General features: G+C 34.3%; 26 protein-coding genes. 9 read left to right on the top strand and 17 right to left on the bottom strand.

The window, feature by feature from the left end:
* Positions 1 to 30: 30 nt before the first annotated feature.
* Positions 31 to 1,134 (bottom strand): GerAB/ArcD/ProY family transporter, encoded by a 1,104-nt coding sequence (locus J2S19_RS05610; protein ID WP_307338504.1) that lies wholly within the window; start codon positions 1,132 to 1,134, stop codon positions 31 to 33.
* Positions 1,135 to 1,648: 514 nt separating this feature from the next.
* Between J2S19_RS05610 and xerS the strand changes: the two genes are divergently transcribed.
* Positions 1,649 to 2,728 carry a tyrosine recombinase XerS gene (gene xerS, locus J2S19_RS05605; protein ID WP_307338502.1) on the top strand — a complete coding sequence of 360 codons (1,080 nt, stop codon included), beginning with the start codon at positions 1,649 to 1,651 and terminating at the stop codon, positions 2,726 to 2,728.
* Between the two features lie 448 nt (positions 2,729 to 3,176).
* Positions 3,177 to 3,890 carry a potassium channel family protein gene (locus J2S19_RS05600; RefSeq protein WP_307338499.1) on the top strand — a complete coding sequence of 238 codons (714 nt, stop codon included), beginning with the start codon at positions 3,177 to 3,179 and terminating at the stop codon, positions 3,888 to 3,890.
* Positions 3,891 to 4,260: 370 nt separating this feature from the next.
* Here the strand turns inward: J2S19_RS05600 and J2S19_RS05595 are convergent, their stop codons facing one another.
* Genes J2S19_RS05595 through J2S19_RS05585 form a run of 3 tightly spaced genes read right to left on the bottom strand, consistent with a single transcriptional unit; the run spans position 4,261 to position 7,253 of the window.
* The gene (locus J2S19_RS05595) at positions 4,261 to 5,151 is read right to left on the bottom strand and encodes a glycine betaine ABC transporter substrate-binding protein (RefSeq protein WP_307338495.1); all 891 of its coding nucleotides are present in this window, start codon (positions 5,149 to 5,151) and stop codon (positions 4,261 to 4,263) included.
* The gene (locus tag J2S19_RS05590) at positions 5,151 to 5,999 is read right to left on the bottom strand and encodes an ABC transporter permease (protein ID WP_307338492.1); all 849 of its coding nucleotides are present in this window, start codon (positions 5,997 to 5,999) and stop codon (positions 5,151 to 5,153) included. Before J2S19_RS05590 ends, J2S19_RS05595 begins: the two co-directional genes overlap by 1 nt.
* On the bottom strand, positions 6,000 to 7,253 hold the full coding sequence (locus J2S19_RS05585) for a quaternary amine ABC transporter ATP-binding protein (protein WP_307338490.1): 1,254 nt from the start codon (positions 7,251 to 7,253) through the stop codon (positions 6,000 to 6,002).
* A 295-nt stretch (positions 7,254 to 7,548) separates the two neighbouring features.
* Here J2S19_RS05585 and cudC point away from each other — a divergent pair, with 295 nt between their 5' ends.
* Together cudC and J2S19_RS05575 are read left to right on the top strand one after the other, a co-directional pair.
* Positions 7,549 to 8,094 (top strand): choline uptake/conversion transcriptional regulator CudC, encoded by a 546-nt coding sequence (gene cudC, locus J2S19_RS05580; protein ID WP_307338487.1) that lies wholly within the window; start codon positions 7,549 to 7,551, stop codon positions 8,092 to 8,094.
* Positions 8,095 to 8,337: 243 nt separating this feature from the next.
* Positions 8,338 to 8,721 (top strand): hypothetical protein, encoded by a 384-nt coding sequence (locus J2S19_RS05575; RefSeq protein ID WP_307338484.1) that lies wholly within the window; start codon positions 8,338 to 8,340, stop codon positions 8,719 to 8,721.
* 279 nt (positions 8,722 to 9,000) lie between these two features.
* Here the strand turns inward: J2S19_RS05575 and parC are convergent, their stop codons facing one another.
* From parC to J2S19_RS05560, 3 genes are all read right to left on the bottom strand, one after another.
* Positions 9,001 to 11,424 carry a DNA topoisomerase IV subunit A gene (gene parC, locus J2S19_RS05570; protein WP_307339143.1) on the bottom strand — a complete coding sequence of 808 codons (2,424 nt, stop codon included), beginning with the start codon at positions 11,422 to 11,424 and terminating at the stop codon, positions 9,001 to 9,003.
* A gap of 15 nt (positions 11,425 to 11,439) precedes the next feature.
* A complete protein-coding gene (gene parE / locus J2S19_RS05565; RefSeq protein WP_307338482.1) occupies positions 11,440 to 13,407 on the bottom strand; it encodes a DNA topoisomerase IV subunit B in 1,968 nt (655 codons plus the stop codon).
* A 347-nt stretch (positions 13,408 to 13,754) separates the two neighbouring features.
* On the bottom strand, positions 13,755 to 14,162 hold the full coding sequence (locus J2S19_RS05560) for a CoA-binding protein (RefSeq protein WP_307338479.1): 408 nt from the start codon (positions 14,160 to 14,162) through the stop codon (positions 13,755 to 13,757).
* Between the two features lie 354 nt (positions 14,163 to 14,516).
* Here J2S19_RS05560 and plsY point away from each other — a divergent pair, with 354 nt between their 5' ends.
* Together plsY and J2S19_RS05550 are read left to right on the top strand one after the other, a co-directional pair.
* Positions 14,517 to 15,101 carry a glycerol-3-phosphate 1-O-acyltransferase PlsY gene (gene plsY / locus J2S19_RS05555; protein ID WP_307338476.1) on the top strand — a complete coding sequence of 195 codons (585 nt, stop codon included), beginning with the start codon at positions 14,517 to 14,519 and terminating at the stop codon, positions 15,099 to 15,101.
* 233 nt (positions 15,102 to 15,334) lie between these two features.
* Complete coding sequence (locus J2S19_RS05550) at positions 15,335 to 15,625, top strand: HesB/YadR/YfhF family protein (protein WP_307338474.1); 291 nt, start codon at positions 15,335 to 15,337, stop codon at positions 15,623 to 15,625.
* A gap of 138 nt (positions 15,626 to 15,763) precedes the next feature.
* Here the strand turns inward: J2S19_RS05550 and J2S19_RS05545 are convergent, their stop codons facing one another.
* From J2S19_RS05545 to acnA, 8 genes are all read right to left on the bottom strand, one after another.
* Positions 15,764 to 16,075 (bottom strand): hypothetical protein, encoded by a 312-nt coding sequence (locus J2S19_RS05545; protein WP_307338472.1) that lies wholly within the window; start codon positions 16,073 to 16,075, stop codon positions 15,764 to 15,766.
* The gene (locus J2S19_RS05540; protein ID WP_307338470.1) at positions 16,076 to 16,492 is read right to left on the bottom strand and encodes an acyl-CoA thioesterase; all 417 of its coding nucleotides are present in this window, start codon (positions 16,490 to 16,492) and stop codon (positions 16,076 to 16,078) included.
* Between the two features lie 186 nt (positions 16,493 to 16,678).
* Complete coding sequence (tlp, locus tag J2S19_RS05535) at positions 16,679 to 16,915, bottom strand: small acid-soluble spore protein Tlp (protein WP_307338468.1); 237 nt, start codon at positions 16,913 to 16,915, stop codon at positions 16,679 to 16,681.
* Positions 16,916 to 16,960: 45 nt separating this feature from the next.
* Positions 16,961 to 17,089, bottom strand: a complete 129-nt coding sequence (locus tag J2S19_RS05530; protein WP_307339141.1) for an acid-soluble spore protein N — start codon at positions 17,087 to 17,089, stop codon at positions 16,961 to 16,963.
* Positions 17,090 to 17,168: 79 nt separating this feature from the next.
* Positions 17,169 to 17,300, bottom strand: coding sequence for an FbpB family small basic protein (locus J2S19_RS05525; RefSeq protein ID WP_307338465.1), 132 nt, complete (start codon positions 17,298 to 17,300; stop codon positions 17,169 to 17,171).
* 213 nt (positions 17,301 to 17,513) lie between these two features.
* Positions 17,514 to 18,023, bottom strand: coding sequence for a redoxin domain-containing protein (locus tag J2S19_RS05520; protein ID WP_307338464.1), 510 nt, complete (start codon positions 18,021 to 18,023; stop codon positions 17,514 to 17,516).
* A gap of 16 nt (positions 18,024 to 18,039) precedes the next feature.
* Positions 18,040 to 18,453: a hypothetical protein gene (locus J2S19_RS05515; RefSeq protein WP_307338462.1), complete on the bottom strand. Its 414-nt coding sequence runs from the start codon at positions 18,451 to 18,453 to the stop codon at positions 18,040 to 18,042.
* A 226-nt stretch (positions 18,454 to 18,679) separates the two neighbouring features.
* A complete protein-coding gene (gene acnA, locus J2S19_RS05510; RefSeq protein WP_307338461.1) occupies positions 18,680 to 21,406 on the bottom strand; it encodes an aconitate hydratase AcnA in 2,727 nt (908 codons plus the stop codon).
* A 785-nt stretch (positions 21,407 to 22,191) separates the two neighbouring features.
* Between acnA and sspO the strand changes: the two genes are divergently transcribed.
* Entirely contained in the window at positions 22,192 to 22,341 is a 150-nt protein-coding gene (gene sspO, locus J2S19_RS05505; protein WP_307338459.1) for a small acid-soluble spore protein SspO, read from the top strand.
* A gap of 133 nt (positions 22,342 to 22,474) precedes the next feature.
* Here the strand turns inward: sspO and J2S19_RS05500 are convergent, their stop codons facing one another.
* The gene (locus tag J2S19_RS05500; RefSeq protein WP_307339139.1) at positions 22,475 to 22,741 is read right to left on the bottom strand and encodes a hypothetical protein; all 267 of its coding nucleotides are present in this window, start codon (positions 22,739 to 22,741) and stop codon (positions 22,475 to 22,477) included.
* Between the two features lie 132 nt (positions 22,742 to 22,873).
* Here J2S19_RS05500 and J2S19_RS05495 point away from each other — a divergent pair, with 132 nt between their 5' ends.
* Both J2S19_RS05495 and J2S19_RS05490 read left to right on the top strand, forming a co-directional pair.
* Positions 22,874 to 23,020: a small acid-soluble spore protein P gene (locus J2S19_RS05495; protein ID WP_307338457.1), complete on the top strand. Its 147-nt coding sequence runs from the start codon at positions 22,874 to 22,876 to the stop codon at positions 23,018 to 23,020.
* Between the two features lie 200 nt (positions 23,021 to 23,220).
* Positions 23,221 to 23,628, top strand: coding sequence for an Hsp20/alpha crystallin family protein (locus J2S19_RS05490; protein WP_307338456.1), 408 nt, complete (start codon positions 23,221 to 23,223; stop codon positions 23,626 to 23,628).
* A gap of 263 nt (positions 23,629 to 23,891) precedes the next feature.
* On the opposite strand, the gene J2S19_RS05485 is transcribed toward J2S19_RS05490, so the two are convergent.
* Positions 23,892 to 24,107 (bottom strand): hypothetical protein, encoded by a 216-nt coding sequence (locus J2S19_RS05485; protein ID WP_307338454.1) that lies wholly within the window; start codon positions 24,105 to 24,107, stop codon positions 23,892 to 23,894.
* Between the last annotated feature and the right edge of the window lie 351 nt (positions 24,108 to 24,458).

Here is a 24,458-nt window from a genome sequence, read left to right as displayed (position 1 = left end):
ACTCCTCAGAATAACCCATGTATACTGACTCTATGATTTCTTTTTCTCCATTTTGTTACGTATAAATGCTATTACTAACAATAGAAGAGGAATCACGATTTGAAGGGGGATATGAATATATAAAGGAACAAGTTCCAAACCAATTTCATTATATTCAATCTGATTTGATGCGATGATGAGCGCCATTGGTGCTATTATCGTTCCTAGACCAAGTAACACAGATTTATTTTGCTTTAATTTCAACAATTGGCTAATTCCCGTAGCTGCTCCATATATCCATCCACCAACCTTAAAAAAAACGCCTGCAACCATCATTAATATAATCAATGCATCAAATCTCTCAAGAAAATCAGCAATTGAAATCATTCTCGTAGCAGAAAGGAGGGGGAAAAACTGGTCACTATATACCTCTGGTCCTAATACACTCAGGACCATAATGATATTCGTGACTAATAGGAAGGTGGTCAATGCAATAGCCGAAAAACCGATTATTTTAAGATTTGCTCCTTTTTGTAGCAAAGGGATAAACATTGTAATAATGATTGATTCACCAAATGGAAAGGTTAATACGGTTGGAAAGATTTCATTTAATACAGGTTTCATGCCATTACCTAATACAGGTGTTAAATTTTCAATAGAGAATTGGTCAACTGTAGATAACAAAATCCATACAATCATAATCGCAATAATGTATATCGGAAAAACGACTTCACCCATACGACCAAATACTTCTACACCGCCATGTAAGCAATAAATGATTAACACCATAAAACTTGCAATGACGACCTCTATTGGTGTTTCATCCAATATTGTTGCTGCTATTAGTTCACCAAAATCTCGACAAGCCTTTGAAGCGAGATAAATGAAGTAAATAATGTAAAGTAATATGATTGGATATGAAATAAGTCTACCAACAACCTTAGGGATAATTTGGACCAATGATTCTCCAGGGTAATATGTACATAATTTAATATAAACGTACATCAATATAAATCCACCAATCATAGTAAAAAGGAACACGAGCCATGCATCCTGTTTTGCACCAGACCCAGTATTGTACATAAAGGTGTTCCCAATAAGAAAACTTACAATCACAAAGATTAGTTGGACTGAGCTTAATCTTTCTTTAGGCATATATGGACTCCTAATATGTAATAGAATACAGATTCTACGGATTATTATTTTCCATTTTTTGAAAGAATATGTAAGGGTAAACTTTTAAATTAAATATTTCCTAAAATAGTTCAAGCGTGTAACAATACAACACATTCCTATAGGAATATGCATTTTTTCATTAATTAATTAGAGCTGGTCGCTAAACTTATGCAAGTAATAACGACGAAGTAAAAGGAGAAGTTGCACACTATAAAAAAAAGCTGATTGATGGCTTTGAAAAATTATTTGATGCTTTATAGTAGGAATCATTTTTAGCAATAAAGTGAAGAAGAGAGCATAGTTACAAATTCAACAATGAGCTCAACATAACATATCAAACTTTAATAAACGACTTCACGTATATTTATGGACACCTTAAAATGATTAGAGGGAGTTTAATAAATAGATTATTACGTAAAATATAAATTTGACGTAATAATATCTAGTAATTATAATAAATATAGATAACAAATTCCGTTGAGGTGTTTTTATAATGACAGAACAATCACAACTGCATAACAAAAAATTATCGATGTTACTTAAAGAATTGCCTTGGTATGTTGAGGAATTTATTGACCATAGACGTAGAAAACTTTCTCCCGCATCATTATTAAATTATTGTCATGATTACAAAATCTTTTTCCAATGGCTAATCTCAGAGCAGCTTTTTGCAGGTCATATAAAAGACATACCATTAGAATTATTAGAAAAACTTACTGTCCAGCAAGTTGAAGGCTTTTTAAATGCACTACAATACGAACACCGAAACAAAGCCGTTACGGTTAACCGTAAATTATCTGCATTAAAGTCTTTATTCAATTATTTGCAAAACATTGCTGAAACCCGTGATTTAAAGCCGTACATAAACCGTAATGTCATGGCAAAAATTGAATTTAATGAGCTTAAACAAAGCATGGAAACACTTGCGAATAAAATGGAAGGTAAAATACTGCTTGGTGATGAATATGAAAATTTCCGAAGGTTTGTCGCCCACGACTATGTTGAAATGATTAAAGACAATAAGAAGCTGACTAATTTCTATCAAATGAATAAAGAACGTGACACAGCGATTATCTCTTTAATATTAGGATCTGGCCTACGATTATCTGAAGTTGTTAACCTTAATCTTGAAGATATTGATTTTACAAAGTATTCAGCACGGGTTATTCGTAAAGGTAATAAGGAGCAATACGTTTTCTTTAGTAAAATTGCTATGGATGACCTTCAGCAATACCTGCATATAAGAGAAAAACGATATCATGTAGAAAAAGCAAACAAAGCCCTATTTGTTGCAGCACCAATGGGTCCTAAAGGAAAATCGCGACGCTTAACAGCTCGCTCAATTGAAAAAATGATTGAGAAATATGCACATTCATTCGGAAAACCCGCATTGTCAGTTCATAAATTAAGGCATTCATTTGCGACTAGATATCATGCAGAGATTAACGACGTTCCAAAATTAAGGCGTCAATTAGGTCACTCTTCGATACAAACAACAATGATTTACACACATATTAAAAATGATGACTTGCGAAGTGCGGTAGATAGAATGGATATGCCTAAAGACCATTAAAACGGGTCTTTTTATTTTCTAGTTTACATAATATATATTCTAGGAAGTAATAAATCGATTATGAATTTTGTCTCATATTCTAAGTTAACTTAAGATATTGAGACAGAAAATGAATTTTCATTTAAAAGTTATCGATTTAAATTACTTATACTAAACATTACAGCCTGTCCTATACATGAATTCATCTAGCAAAGCAATTAATTACATGTGTTATTTTGTATGTAAACAATAGTAATAAGTGTCCATTAACCCTTTATAATATACAATAAGATGTTAAAATACAGAACCATCTACTTCGTACGCACTCCCCCACTCCTATCCATTATTATGGATAATATATCCAAGTGCATTTTATATAAGTACATATCGTGATACGAGTTAACTCCCTATTATGTTAATATATTATAAGAAATTGTAAAAGTATATTTCAGCTTAGGAGGTGCTTTACATGAACAAGACGATCGTGTCATTCACCTATGAAATCTTATTGGCTTGTTTAATCATTTTTTCCGTCGTTGTAAAGCTACCTAACGATCAGGATTACATTTTATCTTGGTTTGTTTGGGGTTTATTTCTTATTGATTATGTAATTCGTTTCATTGTTAGTGATGATAAAAAGTCATTTATAAAGAATCATCCACTGGAACTTATTGCTCTAATACCGCTTGACCAATTATTTAGGACGTTACGGTTAGTACGATTATTTAGAATTGTTCGTCTCATTGCTCTTATTTATCGAAAAGACTCTTTTCTTGAAGTCTTAACCAAAAAATATAAAGTCGATCGGATTTTTATTGTTATTGTTATATTACTATTTTTTAGTGCAACACTAATGTTTTGGCTTGAGCCTAACTTTGAAACATTTGAAGATGCCCTCTGGTGGTCCGTTGTTACAACGACTACTGTTGGTTATGGTGACTTGTATCCCGAGACAACTGTTGGACGCTTAATAGCATCCTTCTTAATGTTCGTCGGGATCGGATTAATTGGGGTCGTGACAGGAACCGTTGCATCCTACTTCTCAAGAGGTAGAGTACTTCCGGAGCAATTAAAATATGTAAAAGACCGAATTGATAACAGCTCTTCCCTTACTGAAACAGAAATAGATATAATGATTACTAAATTAGAGGAATATAAACAACATAAAGACAGTATTTCCTAAGTCTCGGAAATACTGTCTTTATAAAAACAATGGTCAAGCAATGAGTATACATACTAATTATATTCTTTCCCTTTTACTGATTTATAAATCTACTAATCAATTTGTCCAATAAATTGACTGCGTTTCATTAAAAAAGGTACGGTATCCTAAATGTGTAAAGATAATGATCGTTAATGCTACACTCTCCCACTCCTGTTAAATTTCTATGACTATCTTAAACGAAACTGTGGATTTTGCAAAGATTAAAAAACCCACATACATAGGTACATGGGTTTACTAGAAATCTATTATCTTGTGGTGTTTCTCACCATCGATTCTTACCTCTTAGTGCATTTCTAATGAAATCATTCAACAAAATTTCATTATGAATTTATTTTAAGTCCTCGATTGAGTCAATATCCATATATGAAGGTACAACTAATCCTGTTTTAGCACCTTCAAGATTTGCACCAAGGTCATCAAATTGACCCTCAAACTTTTCATATGGGTCAGCATGCGTTAATGGTAACCATCCGGCAACATGTGCATCAATACTTCCATTTGCAACACCGGCCCACATAGGCCCTGCTTCTACCTGGCTTAATTTAACATCATAGCCTAAATCTAATAATACTTTAGCTAATACATTTGTACTTGCTATTTCACTATCCCAAGCAACATAAGCAAGTTTTACTTCTTCACCATTACCTTCTTTAGCATCCTTTGTCCACTCAGCTACCTTATCAGAGTTTTCTTCAACCCATGTAGCAGAAGCTTCCTCAGGTGATACTCCATCTTGAATATTACTCATTACCTCTCCCATTTCATCTGGTGTCCATGCAAATTGGTCGATTACTTTATGTACACCAGGTAAATCTTCTGCCAACCCTTTACGTGCAATAGAGTGGATATTTTCGGCCTCTCCGTAGACACCTTTCGGATCCTCTAGATATTTTAAGTCAAACTTTGAAAACTTCCAATGTGGTGTCCACCCTGTAATAATAATTGGCTCTTCCTTATCATATGCCTTTTTTAAGGACGCAGTCATAGCAGCACCGGAACCTTCAACGAGCTCCCAATCAGAAAGTTCATATTCCTCAAGTGCACTAGACGTTGCTTTCATTATTCCTGCACCTGGATCTATTCCAATAACCTCATAATTTACAGCTTCACCTATCGTTTTCGTATCTTTTGAGCTACTACTCTCCTCAGCACTATTACATGCAGCTAAAGTAAGTGATAATCCTAATGCTATTGATACCTTAGTCATTTTAGTAAACATTATAAAGTTCCTCCTCTTTTTGATTTACCAATATTTTGAGTAATTCTATCAAGAATAATCGCAATGATTACGATTGCTAAGCCAGCTTCAAATCCTGTACCTGTTTGGAGCTGAGTAACAGCACGATAAACGTCTGCACCTAAACCAGGAGCACCTACCATTGATGCGATAACAACCATTGATAATGCGAGCATGATACTTTGATTAACCCCTGCCATTATAGTTGGCAAAGCTAAAGGCAATTGGACTTTTATTAACTTTTGTGAAGTTGTCGAACCAAATGCTTGTGTAGCTTCAATTAAGTCTTCAGGCACTTGCTTAATACCTAGAATGGTTAAACGAATAGTTGGAGGCATTGCAAATATTACAGAAGCGACAACGCCAGGGACTACACCAATATTAAAGAAAAAGATTGCAGGTAAAAGATAGACAAATGCAGGCATTGTTTGCATGAAATCTAGCAAAGGTGTAACAACTTTTCCTACCTTATCACTTTGAGAAGCCCATATTCCGATTGGAATACCAAGAATAATTGAAATCGCAACAGAAGTGAGAACTAAAGCTATCGTATCAAGCATATTGTCCCAGTAGCCAAGATTATCAATTAATAGCAATCCGATTAAAGTAAAGAGTGCCATTTTCCAATTACTAACTTTCCAAGCTAATAAACTTACGATAATCGTTAGGAGTAGCACTGGAATGATGCCTAATCCGTTAACAATCCCATCAACAATTAGTTCTAATCCCCCAGCAATTCCTTCGAATAAGGGTTCGAAATGATCAACGAGCCATTCAACTAATAAATCAATCCATTTTGCAATTTGTAGTTTTGGTAATAAATCTCCCATTTAGAGAACCTCCTTTTTTACTTCTAAAGGTTTCTCAGATGTTTGGAAACTATTAATATATGTTTCATTTCCAGCAAGTGCGCCTATTACAGCACCCTTTATGACAATTCCCTTTAATTTATTTTCATCGTCTACCACAGCTACAGGTATTGCCGCACCTGAAACATCTTCAAATAAATCGACTAATAATGTCTCTTGTTTTACTGTGACCAATTGTTGAGACATTACTTTGTCCAATGAAAGATTTTCTTCAATTGCCTTTTTAGCGTTATCTGCAGTAACTGCACCGATTAATCTCTTTTGTTTGTCGACAATATATACAGTTGAGATTTGATTATCTTTCATCGTTTTAAGAGCCAATCTTGCCCCTTTATCGAGATAAATTATTTCTGCTCGTTTCATTACATGTCCTGCAGTTAAAACTTTAGATAAATCGACATCTTCCACAAATCGTTCAACATAATCATTAGAAGGATTCATTAATATTTCCTCAGGTGTTCCAATTTGAACAATATTACCATCCTTCATTAACGCGATCCGGTCTCCTATTCTTAATGCCTCATCAAGATCATGGGTAATAAAAATGATTGTTTTTTCCATACTTGATTGCAAATCCAGCAATTCATCCTGCATATCTTTTCTGATTAGTGGATCTAGAGCACTAAATGCTTCGTCCATCAATAATATGTCAGGGTCATTTGCTAAGGCTCTCGCTAACCCAACCCTCTGTTGCATACCACCACTAAGTTGGCTTGGATATTGATGTTCATAACCCGCTAGTCCTACTAAATTCAACGCTTCAAGTGCAAGTTCTTTTCGTTTATCCTTTTCGATGCCTTGAATTTCTAAACCGTACTCAGTATTGGCAAGGACCGTACGATGTGGAAACAATGCAAAACGTTGAAATACCATGCTCATTTTTTTCCGCCGAACATTTCTAAGCGCATCTTTTTTCATTTCAACTATGTTTTGTCCATCTATTAGGACTTGTCCACTTGTAGGTTCAATTAACCGATTAAACATACGAACTAAGGTAGACTTCCCACTACCTGATAAACCCATAATCACAAAAATTTCACCTTGATAGATATCAAAACTGGCCTGATTAACACCAACAGTAGCACCAGCTTTTTTCAATATTTCTTGTTTGGATTTACCTTCGTTGAGAAGTTGAACAGCTTTCTTCGTATTTTTACCAAATATTTTCGACACTTTTCGAACTGATATTTTTACCGAACTTTCTTTTGTATCCACTATTTTCACCTCTAATACTTTTAAAAACGCGACACTATATATGTAAAATTAATCCTTCCCTTCTATAATGATTTGTCACGAACACTTTACCTATTAAGTATAGAAATATGACAAAATTATTACAAAGCGCAAATAAGGGCATATACATCCGTAAACTTTGTACAGAAAATACTGTACGTACTATACACACTATATCCTTAGAATTCCTCCATAATCCTTTCATATCATAATCTTTACTTTCAAATGAGTTAAATGTAGTCTGTATATATACTCACAAATAGGATGTGAAAATGGTTTGCAAGGTAAAGAGGAAATTGAAAAGGCTCGAGAACGAGTGATAGATGCAATATCTCAAAATATGAACTTATACGGTGTTACTCCATCTGTGGGGAGGCTTTGGGGACTGCTCTATTTTCAAAACGAACCAATGACACTTGATGAAATGAAACATGAACTTGGAATGAGTAAAACAAGTATGAGCACGTCCGTTAGACACTTGATGGACTTGCAGATGGTTGACAAGGTTTGGAAAAAGGGTAGTCGAAAGGATTTATATGTAGCTGAGGAAGACTGGTATCAAACATTTATCGATTTCTTTACAATTAAATGGCGAAACGGTGTAAATATTAATGTTTCCGCTATTGAAAAATCTTTAAAAGAACTTAATCAACTTCTAAATAATAATGACATTTCAGAGGATATTAATCAGGAAATACAACAAGACATCGCTAAACTTCATCGTGCCCTTGAATATTACGATTGGCTAAATCGATTAGTAGATAGTTTTGAATCAAATGATATATTTAAATATATACCTAAGAAAAAAGACTACTCTGAATAAGGTAGTCTTTTTTCTTAGGTATATAATGCTGAATTAATATTTGTGAATTTGTTACATACAATTTCTACTTTTTACTTTCCATCTATGGATTTCTTTACCTCGATGAAAATTCTCTATTTATAGTCAAGGCCAACGAAAAGCCTTGTAAAATACAATAAACTTATTATCATAAAAACCTCATATCCTATTATATAAAAAAATAAGAGTCAAAATACTTTTCAAGTAATGATAAAAGGATTAAAATTGTCATATTGTGCAATGAGGGAGGTGATTTTAATTAGTACCGAACGGTTTATGAAGCTTTGTATAGTGTTCTTGATTGCCTTTATTGGGTTCCAGTTTGTATTAATATCAAACACGCATCAGACTTCTATTCACGGTGAATTAGTCGGTGTTGAAAATGAATCCACCGTTTTACAAGGAATCGACTCCGAACAAGAAGGAAAGAATCCATTCACTAATTTGGAAAAGTTATTGAATATTAAAGTAGAGCAATTGATATTACCAGTTATTGCTTATGCATCCTTTTCATTATTCTTGTTTACTCTTACTCTAAAGAATTTCCTCCATGCAGTCTATTATCAATCTTCCTACTTTTCTTATCGTCATCTACCTTCAGCAACGTAAAGAAAAAATTAGGAGGTATGGATGATGACTATCATGAGATTTATTCCAGTAATTGTTTTTTCACTTACTGCTGTTAGTTTATTAACTTATCATGGAATTGAATTTGTTCATTCATTTTCAGATTACTTTAAAAGTAAATAAACGAAGCTAAAAAAAGAGGATGACTCAACGATCGGCCCCTCGAAAACACAATAAAGAATCAATCATTCTATATAACGGTGTTAGGAGGAAGGGCGAATACTTGAGAGTCATCCTCTTTCTAATTGTTTTCTTATATCATCAATCTTTATCTTCAGCAGGAGTAAACCAAACCGTTTTTACAGTACCTGATTCTTGTTCATCAATTACAAATGACCCATTACTATATCGGTCATTCGGTCTTAACGAAGAAATATCGATTGCTTCGATCGTACCTCTTTCAGTTTCAAGGTAGACATCACCCTTTGAATGTGTAACTACTGCACCGATAATACGATGTGGTTGATTCTTTAATTCTCGCAGCATGACGAGACCTCGTTTCGCACGAGTAGTTTTTTCAAAATCATTTAAAGACATTTTCTTCACTGCACCTCTTTGAGTAACAATTACAATAAACGTCTTTTTCGTCCTGTCAATTACTTTTCCACTTACAACATAATCACTATCTTTTAAGTTTACCCCTTTAACACCTGCTGCACGAGGACCGACAACACTAATCTCTTCCTCTTCAAACCATAATCCATATCCTAAATGTGTAACTAAGAAAATATCTTCATCACCTTTAGTATGGTGAACATCGACAACTTGGTCATCACCCTTTAAATTAATAGCAACTAACGGCTTAGAATATCTTTGAGCTTTATATTGGCTCAACTCAGTCTTTTTCACCATTCCGGACTTTGTAACAAATGTGAGATATGACTTTTCTTCAAAATTAGTTACTGGTATGACAGTAATAATTTCTTCATCACGGTCAATCGGAATGATGTTTGCAATGTGCTGTCCTAGGTCTTTCCAACGAATGTCAGGAAGCTCATGAACTGGACAATATAAATAGTTTCCTTTATTCGTAAACAGTAGAATCACATCGGTTGTATTTATTTCAACCTTGGAGAGCAACCGGTCTGTATCTTTCATGCCGAAATCCTGACCATTTGAAGCAGTATAAGAGCGAATACTTGTCCGTTTTATATATCCGTCTTTTGTAATTGTTACAATAACATCCTCAGAAGCGACCATCACTTCTAAGTTTATTTTTATTTCTTCAATTTTTTCTTCTATGACTGAACGGCGGCTATCAACGTAAGTTTTCTTTACTCTTCTTAAATCATCTTTAATAACCTTTATTAAAACATTTTCATCATTTAAAATACTTGTTAAATCACGAACTTTTTTATCTAAATCTTCAGCTTCTTTTTGAAGTGCAGTAATATCTGTATTCGTTAAACGATAAAGTTGTAATGATACAATTGCTTCCGCTTGCGGTTCAGTAAATTGGTACTTGGCAATTAAGTTGTTTTTTGCATCCCGTTTATCTTTAGAAGCACGAATTGTCGAAATTACTTCATCCAATATCGATAATGCCTTCATTAACCCTTCAACAATATGTTGACGCTCCTGTGCCTTTTGCAATTCATGCTTTGAACGATTAGTAACAACTTCTTTTTGATGCCCAATATATGCATCTAATATTGATGGAAGGCTCATCAACATTGGTCTGCGGTTATGAATTGCAACCATATTAAAATGATATGGAACTTGCAGATCGCTGTTCTTGTAAAGATAATTTAAAACACCCTGTGCATTAGCATCTTTTTTTAATTCAATAACTATTCTTAAACCAGTGCGATCCGTATCATCACGAACCTCAGCGATACCCTCAACTTTACGTTCAATACGGAATTCATCAATTCTTTTTACAAGATTCGCTTTATTTACTTCAAAAGGAATCTCTGTAATAACAATCTGTTGTTTTCCACCGCGCAGTTCTTCAATGGATGTTTTACCTCGGATAATTATTTTTCCCTTACCTGTTTCATACGCTTTTTTAATACCATCGATTCCTTGGATGATACCTCCTGTAGGAAAGTCAGGTCCTTTTATTAGCTTCATTAAATCCTCGACAGAACAATCCGGTCTTTCCATTCGTTTAATAACTGCATCTATCACTTCACCAAGGTTATGTGGAGGGATATCAGTTGCATAACCAGCAGATATTCCTGTTGATCCGTTCACAAGTAAATTTGGAAACATTGCTGGTAAAACGAGTGGTTCTTTACTTGTATCGTCAAAGTTTGGAACAAATTCTACAGTATCTTTTTCGATATCACGGAGTAGTTCAGAAGCAATTGCAGAAAGTCTTGCCTCGGTATAACGCATGGCAGCAGGCGGATCCCCGTCAATACTACCATTATTGCCATGCATTTGAATCAGCACATTTCTTACTTTCCAATCTTGACTCATACGGACCATTGCTTCGTATACCGAAGAATCACCATGAGGGTGATAATTACCGATTACATTCCCGACTGTTTTTGCTGACTTACGAAAGTTCTTCTCAAATGTATTACCTTCGACGTACATTGCATATAATATACGTCGTTGTACCGGTTTTAAGCCATCACGTGCGTCAGGTAATGCACGATCTTGGATAATATATTTACTATAACGTCCAAAACGGTCACCTAATACATCTTCGAGTGGTAAATCACGATAAACTTCAATTGAATCTGCCAAAACCTATACCTCCTCTGCGACCGATAAATGTTCATTTTCTAATATATTCGTATCCTCATCGAGACCGAACGCTACATTACTTTCAATCCATTTACGACGAGGTTCAACTTTATCGCCCATAAGTGTTGTAATTCGTCTTTCAGCACGTGCAGCATCATCAATTTTGACACGAATAAGCGTTCTAGTGCCAGGATTCATGGTCGTTTCCCATAATTGGTCAGCATTCATTTCTCCTAGACCTTTATATCTTTGAATCATGTAGCCTTTTCCAATTTTTGATATAGCTCCATCTAGTTCTTCATCAGACCAAGCATATTCAATAACTTCCTTCTTACCTGTACCTTTACTCACTTTATATAAAGGCGGCAGTGCGATAAATACCTTACCATGCTCAATTAATGGTTTCATATAACGATAGAAGAAAGTTAGTAACAATACTTGAATGTGAGCACCATCAGTATCGGCATCAGTCATAATAATTACTTTATCATAGTTAATATCTTCAACTTCGAAATCAGCCCCAACACCACCGCCAATCGCATGGATAATCGTATTGATTTCTTCATTTTTAAAGATATCAGCGAGTTTAGCCTTTTCAGTATTTATAACTTTACCACGTAAAGGTAACACAGCTTGGAATCTTCTGTCCCGACCTTGCTTTGCAGAACCACCGGCTGAATCACCCTCGACTAAATACAGCTCATTTTTATTAGGATTACGTGACTGCGCTGGTGTTAATTTACCACTTAATGTCGTCTCTGAGCGTTTACGTTTTTTTCCGCTTCTTGCTTCCTCACGTGCTTTACGCGCAGCTTCTCTAGCTTGATATGCTTTAATTGACTTTTTCACAAGTAATGTTGCTGAATCAGGGTTCTCTTCTAAGAAGTAAGCTAGGTTCTCTGATACAATCGCATCCACGGCAGCTCTTGCTTCACTAGTCCCTAATTTTCCTTTTGTTTGACCTTCAAATTGCAATAACTCCTCAGGTATTCTAACAGAGATGATAGCCGCTAAACCTTCTCGGATATCTGACCCTTCTAAATTTTTGTCCTTTTCCTTCAGCATACCTGTTTTTCTCGCATATTCATTAAATGCTCTTGTCATAGCTGTTTTTGAGCCAGCTTCATGTGTACCGCCATCCTTTGTACGAACATTATTTACAAAGGATAAAATATTCTCAGAGTACCCATCATTAAATTGAAATGCAAAATCGACTTCGATTCCATTTTGTTCTCCCTCAAATGAAACGACTGGATGTAGTACATCTTTTTCTTCGTTTAAGTATGTGACAAACGCTTCAATACCAGTTTCATAATGATATATCTCATTAAGGTCATTTCGTTCATCTATTAATTCAATTTTAAACCCTTTTAATAAAAATGCTGATTCACGTAAACGTTCACTCAATGTTTCAAAGTTATATGTTGTTGTACTAAATATGATTGGGTCTGGCTTAAAATGAATGGTTGTACCTGTTTTATTCGTTTTCCCTTTTTTTGTAAGTGTTGTAGCAGGAATACCGCCATTTTCAAAGCGTTGCTCGTAGATGAATCCTTCACGGTGAATCGTTACGACTAACCATTCAGACAGCGCATTAACAACTGAAGCTCCTACTCCATGTAGTCCGCCACTTGTCTTATAGCCACCCTGTCCAAATTTCCCTCCTGCATGGAGAACTGTTAATATAACCTCTGGTGTCGGTTTGCCAAGTTTATGCATTCCTGTTGGCATTCCCCGACCTTTATCTTGAACTGATATACTATTATCTCTATGAATTTTGACAATAATATGGTCACCATGACCAGCTAGAGCCTCGTCCACAGAGTTATCGACAATTTCATATACAAGATGATGCAGTCCACGACTATCCGTACTGCCTATATACATCCCTGGGCGCTTTCTTACAGCTTCCAATCCTTCTAGGACTTGTATCGCATCATCATTATAGTCAAACTGTTGTTGCTTTCCCAAACGACTAAACCCCTTTCAATTCACTCACAAGTACATTATCTCTTGTTAAGAAGCATGTTTAAGTATTTTATACAATAATTTGTAGGTCGACAACCCACTTTTCTAAAATAGATACCTTCAAGGAGTACCTAAGCTAAATTAAATATTTAATTACTGCCTCGTTAAAACGATAAGTTGTGATTACGCTGATTATTTTTAAAAAGCTTTACGATTTTTTACAATCATCTACGTAGTATATAGCTAATTCATCTGTTTAATTGTATAACGTATTTTACAATTAGCAAAGGTGATTCGGCTAATAAAATAAAAAATCCTTGTTTTACAAGGATTTTCGTATATTGAATGAACTATCTTGTCATTGCATACTCCACTTTTATACAACGATTCATAATAACAATTTTATTATTCTCTTTTAAAAGGTTATATGCAGCTTCATTCTCTAATCCTAATTGTGCCCAAAATACATCTGCATCAATTTGCAAAAATTCTTCTGCAACATCGAAAAGCTGTTCTGAACGGCGAAATACGTTTACTATATCAACATGTTCTTTTATTTCCTTTAGCGAAGAATATGCCTTCTCGCCTAAAACTGTTTGCACAGTGGGATTTACAGGAATTATCTTATACCCAGCATCTTGCATAACTTTACTAACCATATAAGAAGTTCGATCAGGCTTATCTGATAAACCGACTACAGCAATTGTTTTACTTCTATTTAAAATATCTTTAATTTCTTGCCTATTCGGGTAATTCATCGATTTTCAACTCCTTTAAATTTATCATAACAAAGAATGATGTTTATTATAATAGCTCTTTTTGCATAGGTTGTATTTTTCACTCTCTTCAAAATGTGTTGATGAGAGGAAAAAATTAATATAGGCAGTTTTCGTAAACAGTGTTGCTTTTAACTGAGTGGTCGTTTAGGGTTTGTCTCCTCTTGCAGTACTCGCTCTCCACGGGGTGGATGCAAATAAATGACTATTACCTTTATGTTAAACTTTTGTTCGTTCCACTTACAATGCGATATTTTTTGTTTTTTTATTCTCTCATAGTGTTTTTATATATGGTCATGATAAAATAGAGAAAGATTATATAAAGGAGTATCTAATATGATTGAAGCATTTATATTTGTTTTAGCTTATTTAATCGGTTCAATACCGTCTGGACTTATTGTTGGAAAGCTAGGATATGGGATTGACATTCGAGAGCATGGTAGTGGAAACTTGGGTGGAACAAATACATTCCGTACTCTAGGAGTAAAAGCAGGTCTTATCGTTACTAGTGCTGATATTTTAAAAGGAACACTCGCTGCTGCGATACCAAGATTTATTGATTTGCCACCAATCTTTATTCTAATTGTTGGAATATTTGCAGTGCTTGGACATACATATCCTATCTTTGCAAAATTCAAAGGTGGTAAAGCTGTTGCTACTTCAGCAGGTGTGCTGCTATGCTACGAGCCAATGCTATTTTTAACAATGGTAGCCTTCTTTTTTATCGCACTCTATATCTCAAAATATGTATCGCTTTCTTCAATGTTAGCTGGTATATATGCTGTTATATACAGTATAGTTACAAAAGACATCCCTTTAATAATAGTCGTATCATTACTTACTATTTTTGTCATCTATAGACACCGTTCAAATATTAAACGTATTGTAGATAAAACTGAACCTAAAGTGAAATGGTTATGACATTTAACTAGACTAGATGAAAACAGTTAAGTAACCTTATTTTATTTTAAATTTACGTAGTTTTAGAAAATATAGTTTCTATTTGAATTCGTTTTCATTTTAAGTTTGGTCTTCATTGCTATACTATACTAGGTAAGAGCAGGCTGGTGGTGATCAATTCGCTTTAATCAACTTAACATAATAAAAAACAATCTTTAAATAATATCCATCATTTACCTGAAGGAGTTTTTATAATGGAAATTACAATTGATGACAACGCACTAAATTGGTACAAGGATGAATTAAATTTAAATAATGGTGATTCCGTACAATTTTTTGTTAGATATGGTGGCTGTAGTAATGTTCAAAAAGGATTCTCTCTCGGTGTAACGAAACAAACGCCCGATGAAATAGGATCGAAAGTCGAAAAGAATGGAATTACCTTTTTTATTGAAAATCGTGATTTATGGTACTTTGATAACCATAATTTACATGTTGTACTAGATAATAAACTAAATGAACCTATATTTACCTATGTAGATTAGAAAATAAGAGGGTAACTCAAGTGTCATTCAAACCGCTAATGCACTGATAAATGTTTATTTCTATTTTTCAGTGTTTATTGGAAGATGTAAACACGAGAGTTACCCTCTTCTTATATATATGGAAGGATGAAGTTAATTTTATGATTGCTCTAGTAACCGAAAGCGCACGATATGGTCATAGCGTCCACATTTTTTTAGAATATCAAGTTGTACTGAACCTAATAAATCAAAATGCGGAAATTGGCCATATTTATGAATCCATTCAGGCTTTAATCCATACTGCCTTCCCCACTCAATAAGCTTATTAATATCTGAGCATCCTACTTTTGTAACACTGTTTGAGTTAGGAAATCGTTCATCATACCAAAAATGTGTTAAAAAAGCAATTTCACCTTTTATAACATCACTTTTCCAGTTGTTAAGTTCGTCTCTTGTAACGCCGAAAGCCATTTACTTTTTTGCCTTTTCGTAAGCTTCATGCCAGTCTGGAAAAAGGTTTTTCACTTTAACTGGTCTAAATGTGTCTCTCTTTACACATACATGTGTTGAGGTAGCTTGCACTGACAGCTCGCCTTTCTCTGTAAAAATCTCATAACCATATATACTTTTTATTCCATTGTATTCTTCAATCCAAGTATGAATTGTGACCGTTTCTCCGTAACGAACTGGTTTTTTATATGTTATCTTGATATCAAGAACTGGTGATATAATTCCCTCTTTCTCCATATCGGCATATGAAAACCCTAAATCCTGAATTAGCTTTGTCCTTCCGACTTCCATCCAGACTAAGTAATTTGCATGGTAAACAACACCCATTTGGTCTGTTTCCGCATACCTTACTTCTATATCTTTTTTTGATACTAACATCGTTTTCGCTCCTTGCTGTTACCAATAATAACTCTTCTACCAAATCATATCATAACCGCTGTAATAGATAAAAGATGTAAACTACTCAATTATATGGAATAGTTCTATAAGGTTTATAAACATATCGATTTTAAAAAGCAAGGAAAAACCAGGCATATATAGCCTGGTTTCATTCAATACTTCTTCTTATCGGTACCCATTTTCACGTGCTTGGGCTTCATCTTTAATTTCATCTCTCATCGCATGAATTGCTTCTTCACGACGTTCATTTTTTGCTTGAATTAAGTTACGATCTTTTTCAGAAGCAAACTGCATTGTTTCTTGAGATTCTTCAATGTTTTCAATTGTGTTTTGAACCATTGTTTGAAGCTTTTCTACATTATCTGTACGATCATCAGGATTTGGTCTATTTTGTTTAGTCATGGAAAAACATCCTTTCTATTCAAAGTTTATAAAGCTCTCACACATCTATTCACCTTTTGTCTGAATTACTTGTGCATGCTTACCAGATGTATCTTGCATTTTTTTTCCTTTATTATTTCCAAATGCTCTCGACTTTGTTCCTATATGATCCGGTGTAAAGTGTTGTTGCTTCATTTTAGAGTTCGTCAAAGTTATCCCCTCCTCAGTGAATAGAGTACCCTTTTAAGAATGCGTCCATAACTAGTAAAGCTTGTTAATCTAAGCGGTTTAAAATTCTATGTTCCCAACGCTCTTCAATGCGGTTAAGCGCCTCCTGGTCCTTTAGTAATTGCTGTTTATTTTCATTCACAAGTTCTTCCAATGACTTTTTCTTTTGTTTCCTCACAACTTATCACCTCCATATATATGAATTAAAGGATTTCCACTTTTCCTTCAATTTAGTACAAAATACTGAAAATTTATGTGAATTAAATATTCGATGATTGATGAAAACAGGCCTAGCATAAGTAATACAGAGATAATATGTAGGAACACCTAGTAATGACTAAAAAAGAACAGATACTCTCTTAAAGGGTATCTGTTCAAGCAAAGCAATTTGTTATTTCTTAATTTCAAGCATTTTTACCATTTGTTCATAAGATAACGCACCAACATATTTTTCAGTAATGATTCCATTCTCATCAAGAATATAAGAAGTAGGATATTGCAGCACTTCATATTGACTATTAACTTTTCCCTTTTCATCCATAAGAATAGGAATCGTTAACGCTAATTCATCCACAAATTTCTTAACTGAATCTTTATTTGGTTCACTGCTAGTAAAATTCACTGCTGCTACAACAACTTCTTCTCCAAAATTATCCTGTAATTTCTGCATATCCGGCATCTCGGCGCGACATGGTGGACACCAAGTTGCCCAAAAATTAAGGAGGACCTTTTTTCCTTTCAGAGTTTCTAAACTCATTTCTTTTCCATCTAATGTTTTTAACTCAATATTAGGTGCAGCGTTACCTTTTGTTATTCCTTCCTTTGTATTTGGTGTGAAGGAAGTGTAAATTGCATATCCAACTAAAAACACTAATATCGAAATCGCTAGGATTTTCTTCATTTTATATAAAAACCTCCTATGTTAAGGACAATACAATGATTTTTATAATAGGGTAAAGTATATGAAAACATATGAACATGATAAGTATTCCTGTAACTACTACTTTAGTCGAAAGTTTTTTCGAAAACATCTGCCAAATAAGGAATAGTATGCTTAAGATAAACCCTAAATACATTGCTTTCGTTCCACCAGTAAAATAAAACCAGTATTTAGTGAACAAAATATCAGGTTGAAATAAAATTATACCAAATTTATATGTAAATAATGTCATCAGTACCATTGTTATGTAATATTGCTTAATAAACTGTTTAATTTCTATATTATTTATTAATAACTGTATTAAAACGTAGTTTATGAAAAAGGTTAATAAGACGATAATTAGAAAGTACTGAATGATAAAAGGCCCAATTTGGACTGCATCATATATCAATTGTGATGTCTCCTTAAAAAAACTTTCTCACCTATATTTAACCACGGAAAACGTTATAGAACAATGAATTTATCTTCTATCCTTTTGAACGTAGTTGTTTTATAAGTATGCTCTATTCCCATAACAAAAAAGTGCTAATCAAAAACATTTGCCTAATAAATAAAAACTCACTGATTTACATAGCAAATAAAAAAGGAACGGAATTCCGCTCCTTTTTTATTTTGATTTACCCTTTTAATTTATCACGTAATACCATTTGAAGGATACCGCCATGTCGGTAGTAATCTATTTCAACTTCACTATCGAAGCGAACTAGTACCTCAAATTCCTTTTTATTGCCTGCTTCGTCTGTAGCTGTAACCTTTACATAATCACGTGGTTTAACAGATTCATCAATAGCTACTTCGATTGTTTCTTTACCAGTTAATCCAAGTGTGTCTGAATTTTCTCCTTCTTTAAATTGAAGAGGAAGAACACCCATCAATACTAAATTACTACGGTGGATTCTTTCAAAGCTTTCTGCTATGACTGTTTTAATACCAAGTAAATTAGTTCCTTTTGCAGCCCAGTCACGTGAGCTTCCCATTCCGTAATCTTTTCCTGCAAATACAACTAAACCAGTTCCATCTTGTTTATAATCCATACAAGCATCATAGATAGATTTCACTTCACCTGTTGGCCAGTAAGTAGTATAACCACCTTCTGTTCCCGGAGCAATTTGGTTTTTGATACGGATGTTTGCGAACGTTCCTCTCATCATTACCTCATGGTTACCACGACGTGAACCATATGAGTTGAATTCTCTAGGAGATACACCATTTTCTTGTAAATAACGTCCAGCAGGAGTATCTTTACCAATTGAACCAGCAGGTGAAATATGGTCAGTTGTTACTGAGTCACCAAATTTAGCGACAACACGTAACTCTTTCAATGCTTCTACCTTACCAGGTTCTGCTTCTAACCCTTCAAAGAATGGAGGATTTTGAATGTATGTTGATGAATCATCCCAAACATATAGAGCTTCATCAGTCGTTTCAATCTCATTCCAACGTTCATTATCATCAAAAACTTGTTCGTATTCTTTTCTAAATAGCTCAGGTGTTACTGTTTTATTAACAACTTCGTTAATTTCATTCGTTGTTGGCCAAATATCGTTAAAGAATACATCGTTACCATTCTTGTCTTTACCTAATGAATCCTTTTGAAGGTCAATGTCAACAGTACCAGCAAGTGCATATGCGACAACAAGTGGTGGTGATGCAAGATAGTTTCCTTTAACTAGTGGGTGGATACGTCCTTCAAAGTTACGGTTCCCTGAAAGTACTGAAGTAACTAATAAATCATTAGCAGCAACAGCTTCCTCAATTTCATCAGCTAAAGGCCCTGAGTTACCAATACAAGTTGTACATCCATAACCTACTAGGTTAAAGCCAAGCTGCTCTAGATGCGGTAAAAGTCCTGAATTCTCTAAGTATCCAGTAACAACTTTAGAACCCGGTGCCAATGAAGTTTTCACATATGTTGGTACTTCTAGACCTAATTCAACAGCTTTTTTGGCAACTAGACCAGCAGCAACTAATACATATGGATTTGATGTATTTGTACAGCTCGTAATTGCTGCGATTGCGATTGCACCTGTTTTCATTTTCGCTTCTTCACCGTTATTAAATTTAACAGTGATTTCTTTATTTATCTCATCCGCTTCTAAACCAAAGCCTTGGTTACCTGCTGGAGCTACTAAATGTTCATGGAATGTCTCTTTCATTGCAGAAAGTGGAATCAAATCCTGTGGACGTTTAGGACCAGAAAGGTTCGCCTCTATATTAGAAAGGTCAATTTCAACTACTTTTGTAAAGATAGGCTCTTCATTATCTGGAGTGAAAAATAGGCCATTAGCTTTACAATATTCGCCAACCACTTCGATTTGTTCTTCATCTCTACCAGTTAAACGCATATAATTTAATGCTTCTTCATCAACTGGGAAGAATCCACAAGTTGCACCGTATTCTGGTGCCATGTTAGCAATTGTTGCACGGTCTGCAAGTGGTAATTGCGCAACACCAGGACCAAAGAATTCTACAAATTTACCAACTACACCTTGTTGACGTAAAACTTGTGTTACTTTAAGTGCCAAGTCTGTCGCTGTTGTTCCATTTGGAAGTTCACCAACTAATTTAACACCGATAACCTCTGGAACTGGGAAATATGATGGTTGTCCAAGCATTCCTGCTTCAGCTTCAATTCCACCAACACCCCATCCTAAAACACCGATACCATTTATCATTGTTGTATGTGAGTCAGTACCAACTAATGAATCTGGGAATGCTTCAAATCCACCATCTTCATTTTCTACAGCATGAACAACACTAGCTAAATACTCTAAGTTAACTTGGTGAACAATACCTGTTGCAGGTGGTACGGCACGATAGTTATCAAAAGATTTTTTAGCCCAGCTTAAAAATTTATAACGCTCTGCATTACGTTCAAATTCAAGGTCCATATTAAATTTTAATGCGTCAGGAGTTCCAGCTCTGTCAACTTGAACGGAGTGGTCAATAACGAGGTCTACTGGAATTTCAGGATTAATTTTATCAGGATCTCCGCCAAGGTCTGCCATCGCTTTACGTAGTGATGCTAAGTCTACTACTGCAGGCACACCTGTGAAGTCTTGTAAAATAACACGAGATGGTTTAAATGGTACATCAATATCTCTTTGCTCGTCTGTACCCCATTTTGCTAAATTTTCGACATGTTCTTTTGTTATCACTCTTCCATCTACTTGACGAAGAACAGATTCTAAAAGAACTTTAACTGAATAAGGAAGGCGTGAAACATTGCCAATTCCTGCGTCTTCTAAGGCTTGTAATGAATAATAATTGTACGTTTTTCCATTCACAGTAAAGCTTTTACGTGCTTGGAAAGCATCATTGCTTGTTTTTACTTGATTAGTCATATAAACTTTCTCCCCCTTATTAAAGTCAAGGTCGACACTTGTCGAAGGATGGTTCCCCATTTTTAAAATTTCACACAATTCAATCTTAATACAACTAGTACTATAAGTAAATAACAATGATGTTATTGATATGTATAAGTTTTACTTATGTAAGCGTACCTAGTTTTACTTTATTACTATATCAAATTTTTAGATAAATATATATGTTTTTATGCGGTTATTTCAAATATTATTGTGGTTAAGCTTACTAAAAACTAGGCTGTTTTTGTAGACATTGTTGCTATATACAAAGTTGGCGTTTTGGGTTGGTCTCCTCTTGCAGTACTCACGGGTAGCGGGGTGGGTAGTGAGCCTCATAGCTCCTTGCGGCACGAGCAAGCAAACTTCAGGTCATCTCGCTACGATAAGTCATCATCGATGCCCCTCCAGTTTGTACGTCGATGGGCTAGCCGCCTACGCTTTTCGTACTCCTCAGCGTAAACGCCTGCTCACGTCTCACCTTTCCCACGTATCCCGCAGGTGTCTCGCACTTTAAGCTCCTACCAACACTTAATTAAGTTTGTCATAAAAGCAACAATCTTTTGAAAAAAGCCAAAATCTAACATATTGGGCTCAGTGTCAAATCACACTTAGATATTATTTCATTTTCCTATATCACTTAACTTAATATGTCAGTATGGTCACTATAGATGAGAATTTACAATATATAATCATGAATATTTTTAATGTCGAATGTAAAACAGAATTTTTAGACATTCTAATTATAGGGAGGTGAGCTTCATATTATGGCAAAGCGTAAAGCAAATCATGTTATTCCTGGTATGAATGATGCAAGTGCACAAGGAATTGGTGCTGGATATAATGAGGAAATGCAAAATGAGCCTCTTACAGCGAAGCAAAGGCAAAATAATAAAAAAAGAAAGAAAAATCAATAAGACTATCATAAATACGGTAACTCAATAAAAATGGTCTGACTCTCTAATGTACATTAAAAGAAGAAATAATTTCATTCAATAATGTATTAATCGGAAGAGTCAGACCATTTAAATTATCCTCATGCATTCATCTTTATTGTTTTTCTGATTGATTAACTTCATTTACAATTCTTTGTAAATCTTGTTGGTATTGCTCAAGTCTTTGTCTTTGCGTGTCAGATGCATTTTCTAGCGCATTATTAATTTGTTGATAAGCTTCATTAACTTCTTCAGATAAATGCTTTAATTGTGAGCCATAGTCAGCATCTTCCTTCACTATATTCTCATAAATATCCATCGCTTCATTTGTCCCTTGCTGTGCAGCTTGAAATGATTGTTGCTTGTTTTTATTGTATGGCATATTTTTACTCACTTTCCTTTCATCTCTTTAAAAACCATCCTTAGTATCTCAATTAATGAGTAAAATATTCATTTATTTTTCGAATGTTTTTATTAAAATAAACTCATTCTATATTAGACAGGAGGGATAAAGTTGACTAATAAAAATGATGGAAAAGATATGCGAAAAAATGCTCCAAAAGGAAATAATAGTGGGCAACCTGAACCATTAAGCGGCTCAAAAAAGGTGAAAAATCGTAATCATACTGGACAAAAACACAATCCAGGTCACGACATGTAAGGAATGGAGATTACTCCATTCCTCTTCTATTTTTCAGCTGTTTTGCGTACTGCATGTGTTTTATATCTCCCACTCTCCTACCTATCCCACTGGTGAATCAACGACACTTTATTCTATCGACTCTAATTATTCACCAATCCTCCATTTATGAATATCATATTAGTTAAAGAGGGAATAGAAATAAATGGAGGTCAATTATTATGAATAAAAAGAAAAATCCCTTGAGCATAAATGGAATTGAAGAATGGATGGAGCAATTCTTTATAGATCCGTTTACAACATTATTAGATGAGCAAACATTTAGAATCGACCTATTTGAAACAAATGATGAATATATTATTGAGGCAGAAGTAGGAGACATACCTAAAGAAGATATCCAAATTGAAACGAAAGCAGAAAAAGTAACAATTTATATTGAGCAGAATAGCACCGACAATGACAAACAGTTAGAGACTGGCAATTGCAAACGAACGATAATCCTGCCTTACCAAATTGATAACAATAAGATCAATGCAACTTTAAGTAACGGCCTATTAGAAGTGAGAATCAGTAAACATCATTATGTAACAAATCAGACTAAATCTATATGGATAGAAATTGAAAAATAATAATCAGTTAGTGTCCCATCTTCACCTTAATCTTGAAATTTAACAAAACATGACAGACATCAATCTGCCATGTTTTATTCTTCAACAATATATTCAGTATGTTGATTTTGAATACTTATTTTAATCTTTATTAATTCTGTACTACCACATTGTTTACATTTATAACAGTTTTCAATAAATAGCATACATCGTGAACAATAAATTTTTTCCATATGAACTACCCCTTTTCGTCTACTATATGCTCATATGGATGAAATGTTGCTTTATTCCACAATATGCTCGTAACTATTGTGATAAATTTTATTCAACTCATCTATTTTATAGATAAAAAATTCATGGTCAAGGTCATTTTCTAAATGATGCACTTTTTTATATTTAGTCAACGCATCTTTTGCCTTCAATTGTGAAGTATAGATTCCAAGAACATTTGAACTTTCTCCACATTCAGAACACCCTAAATCTAATACAACAAAATACATACGGTTCATTCCAATCTTTTTTATGATTCTATTAATGAAAGTGACTGCTTGTAATGTAATTTGTACTGGGACCATGAATTACCAAGAAATTCTTGTTCTTATGACATATAACCTAGTACGTTACATGATTATAGACAATATCACTATTGACCACAATACAATTATATTTTACCTCTTCAATCACTTGTCAATCCAGTTACTTTATTACATCTTAGCTAGTTAATGTTGAAATATTTAGAGGAGAATCTATATAACTGTAAGCCCCCAATCAAACAACGCATATAAACACACAGCGCCTCCTGGTACGATGAATGTATCAATTTAAGGAGGTGCTTTTCATATGCCAGAACA

It is taken from the genome of Metabacillus malikii (assembly GCF_030813355.1).
Taxonomy (GTDB): domain Bacteria; phylum Bacillota; class Bacilli; order Bacillales; family Bacillaceae; genus Metabacillus; species Metabacillus malikii.
The sequence above is the reverse complement of the archived record's forward strand: the minus strand, read 5'-3'. Positions and strand labels throughout refer to the sequence as shown.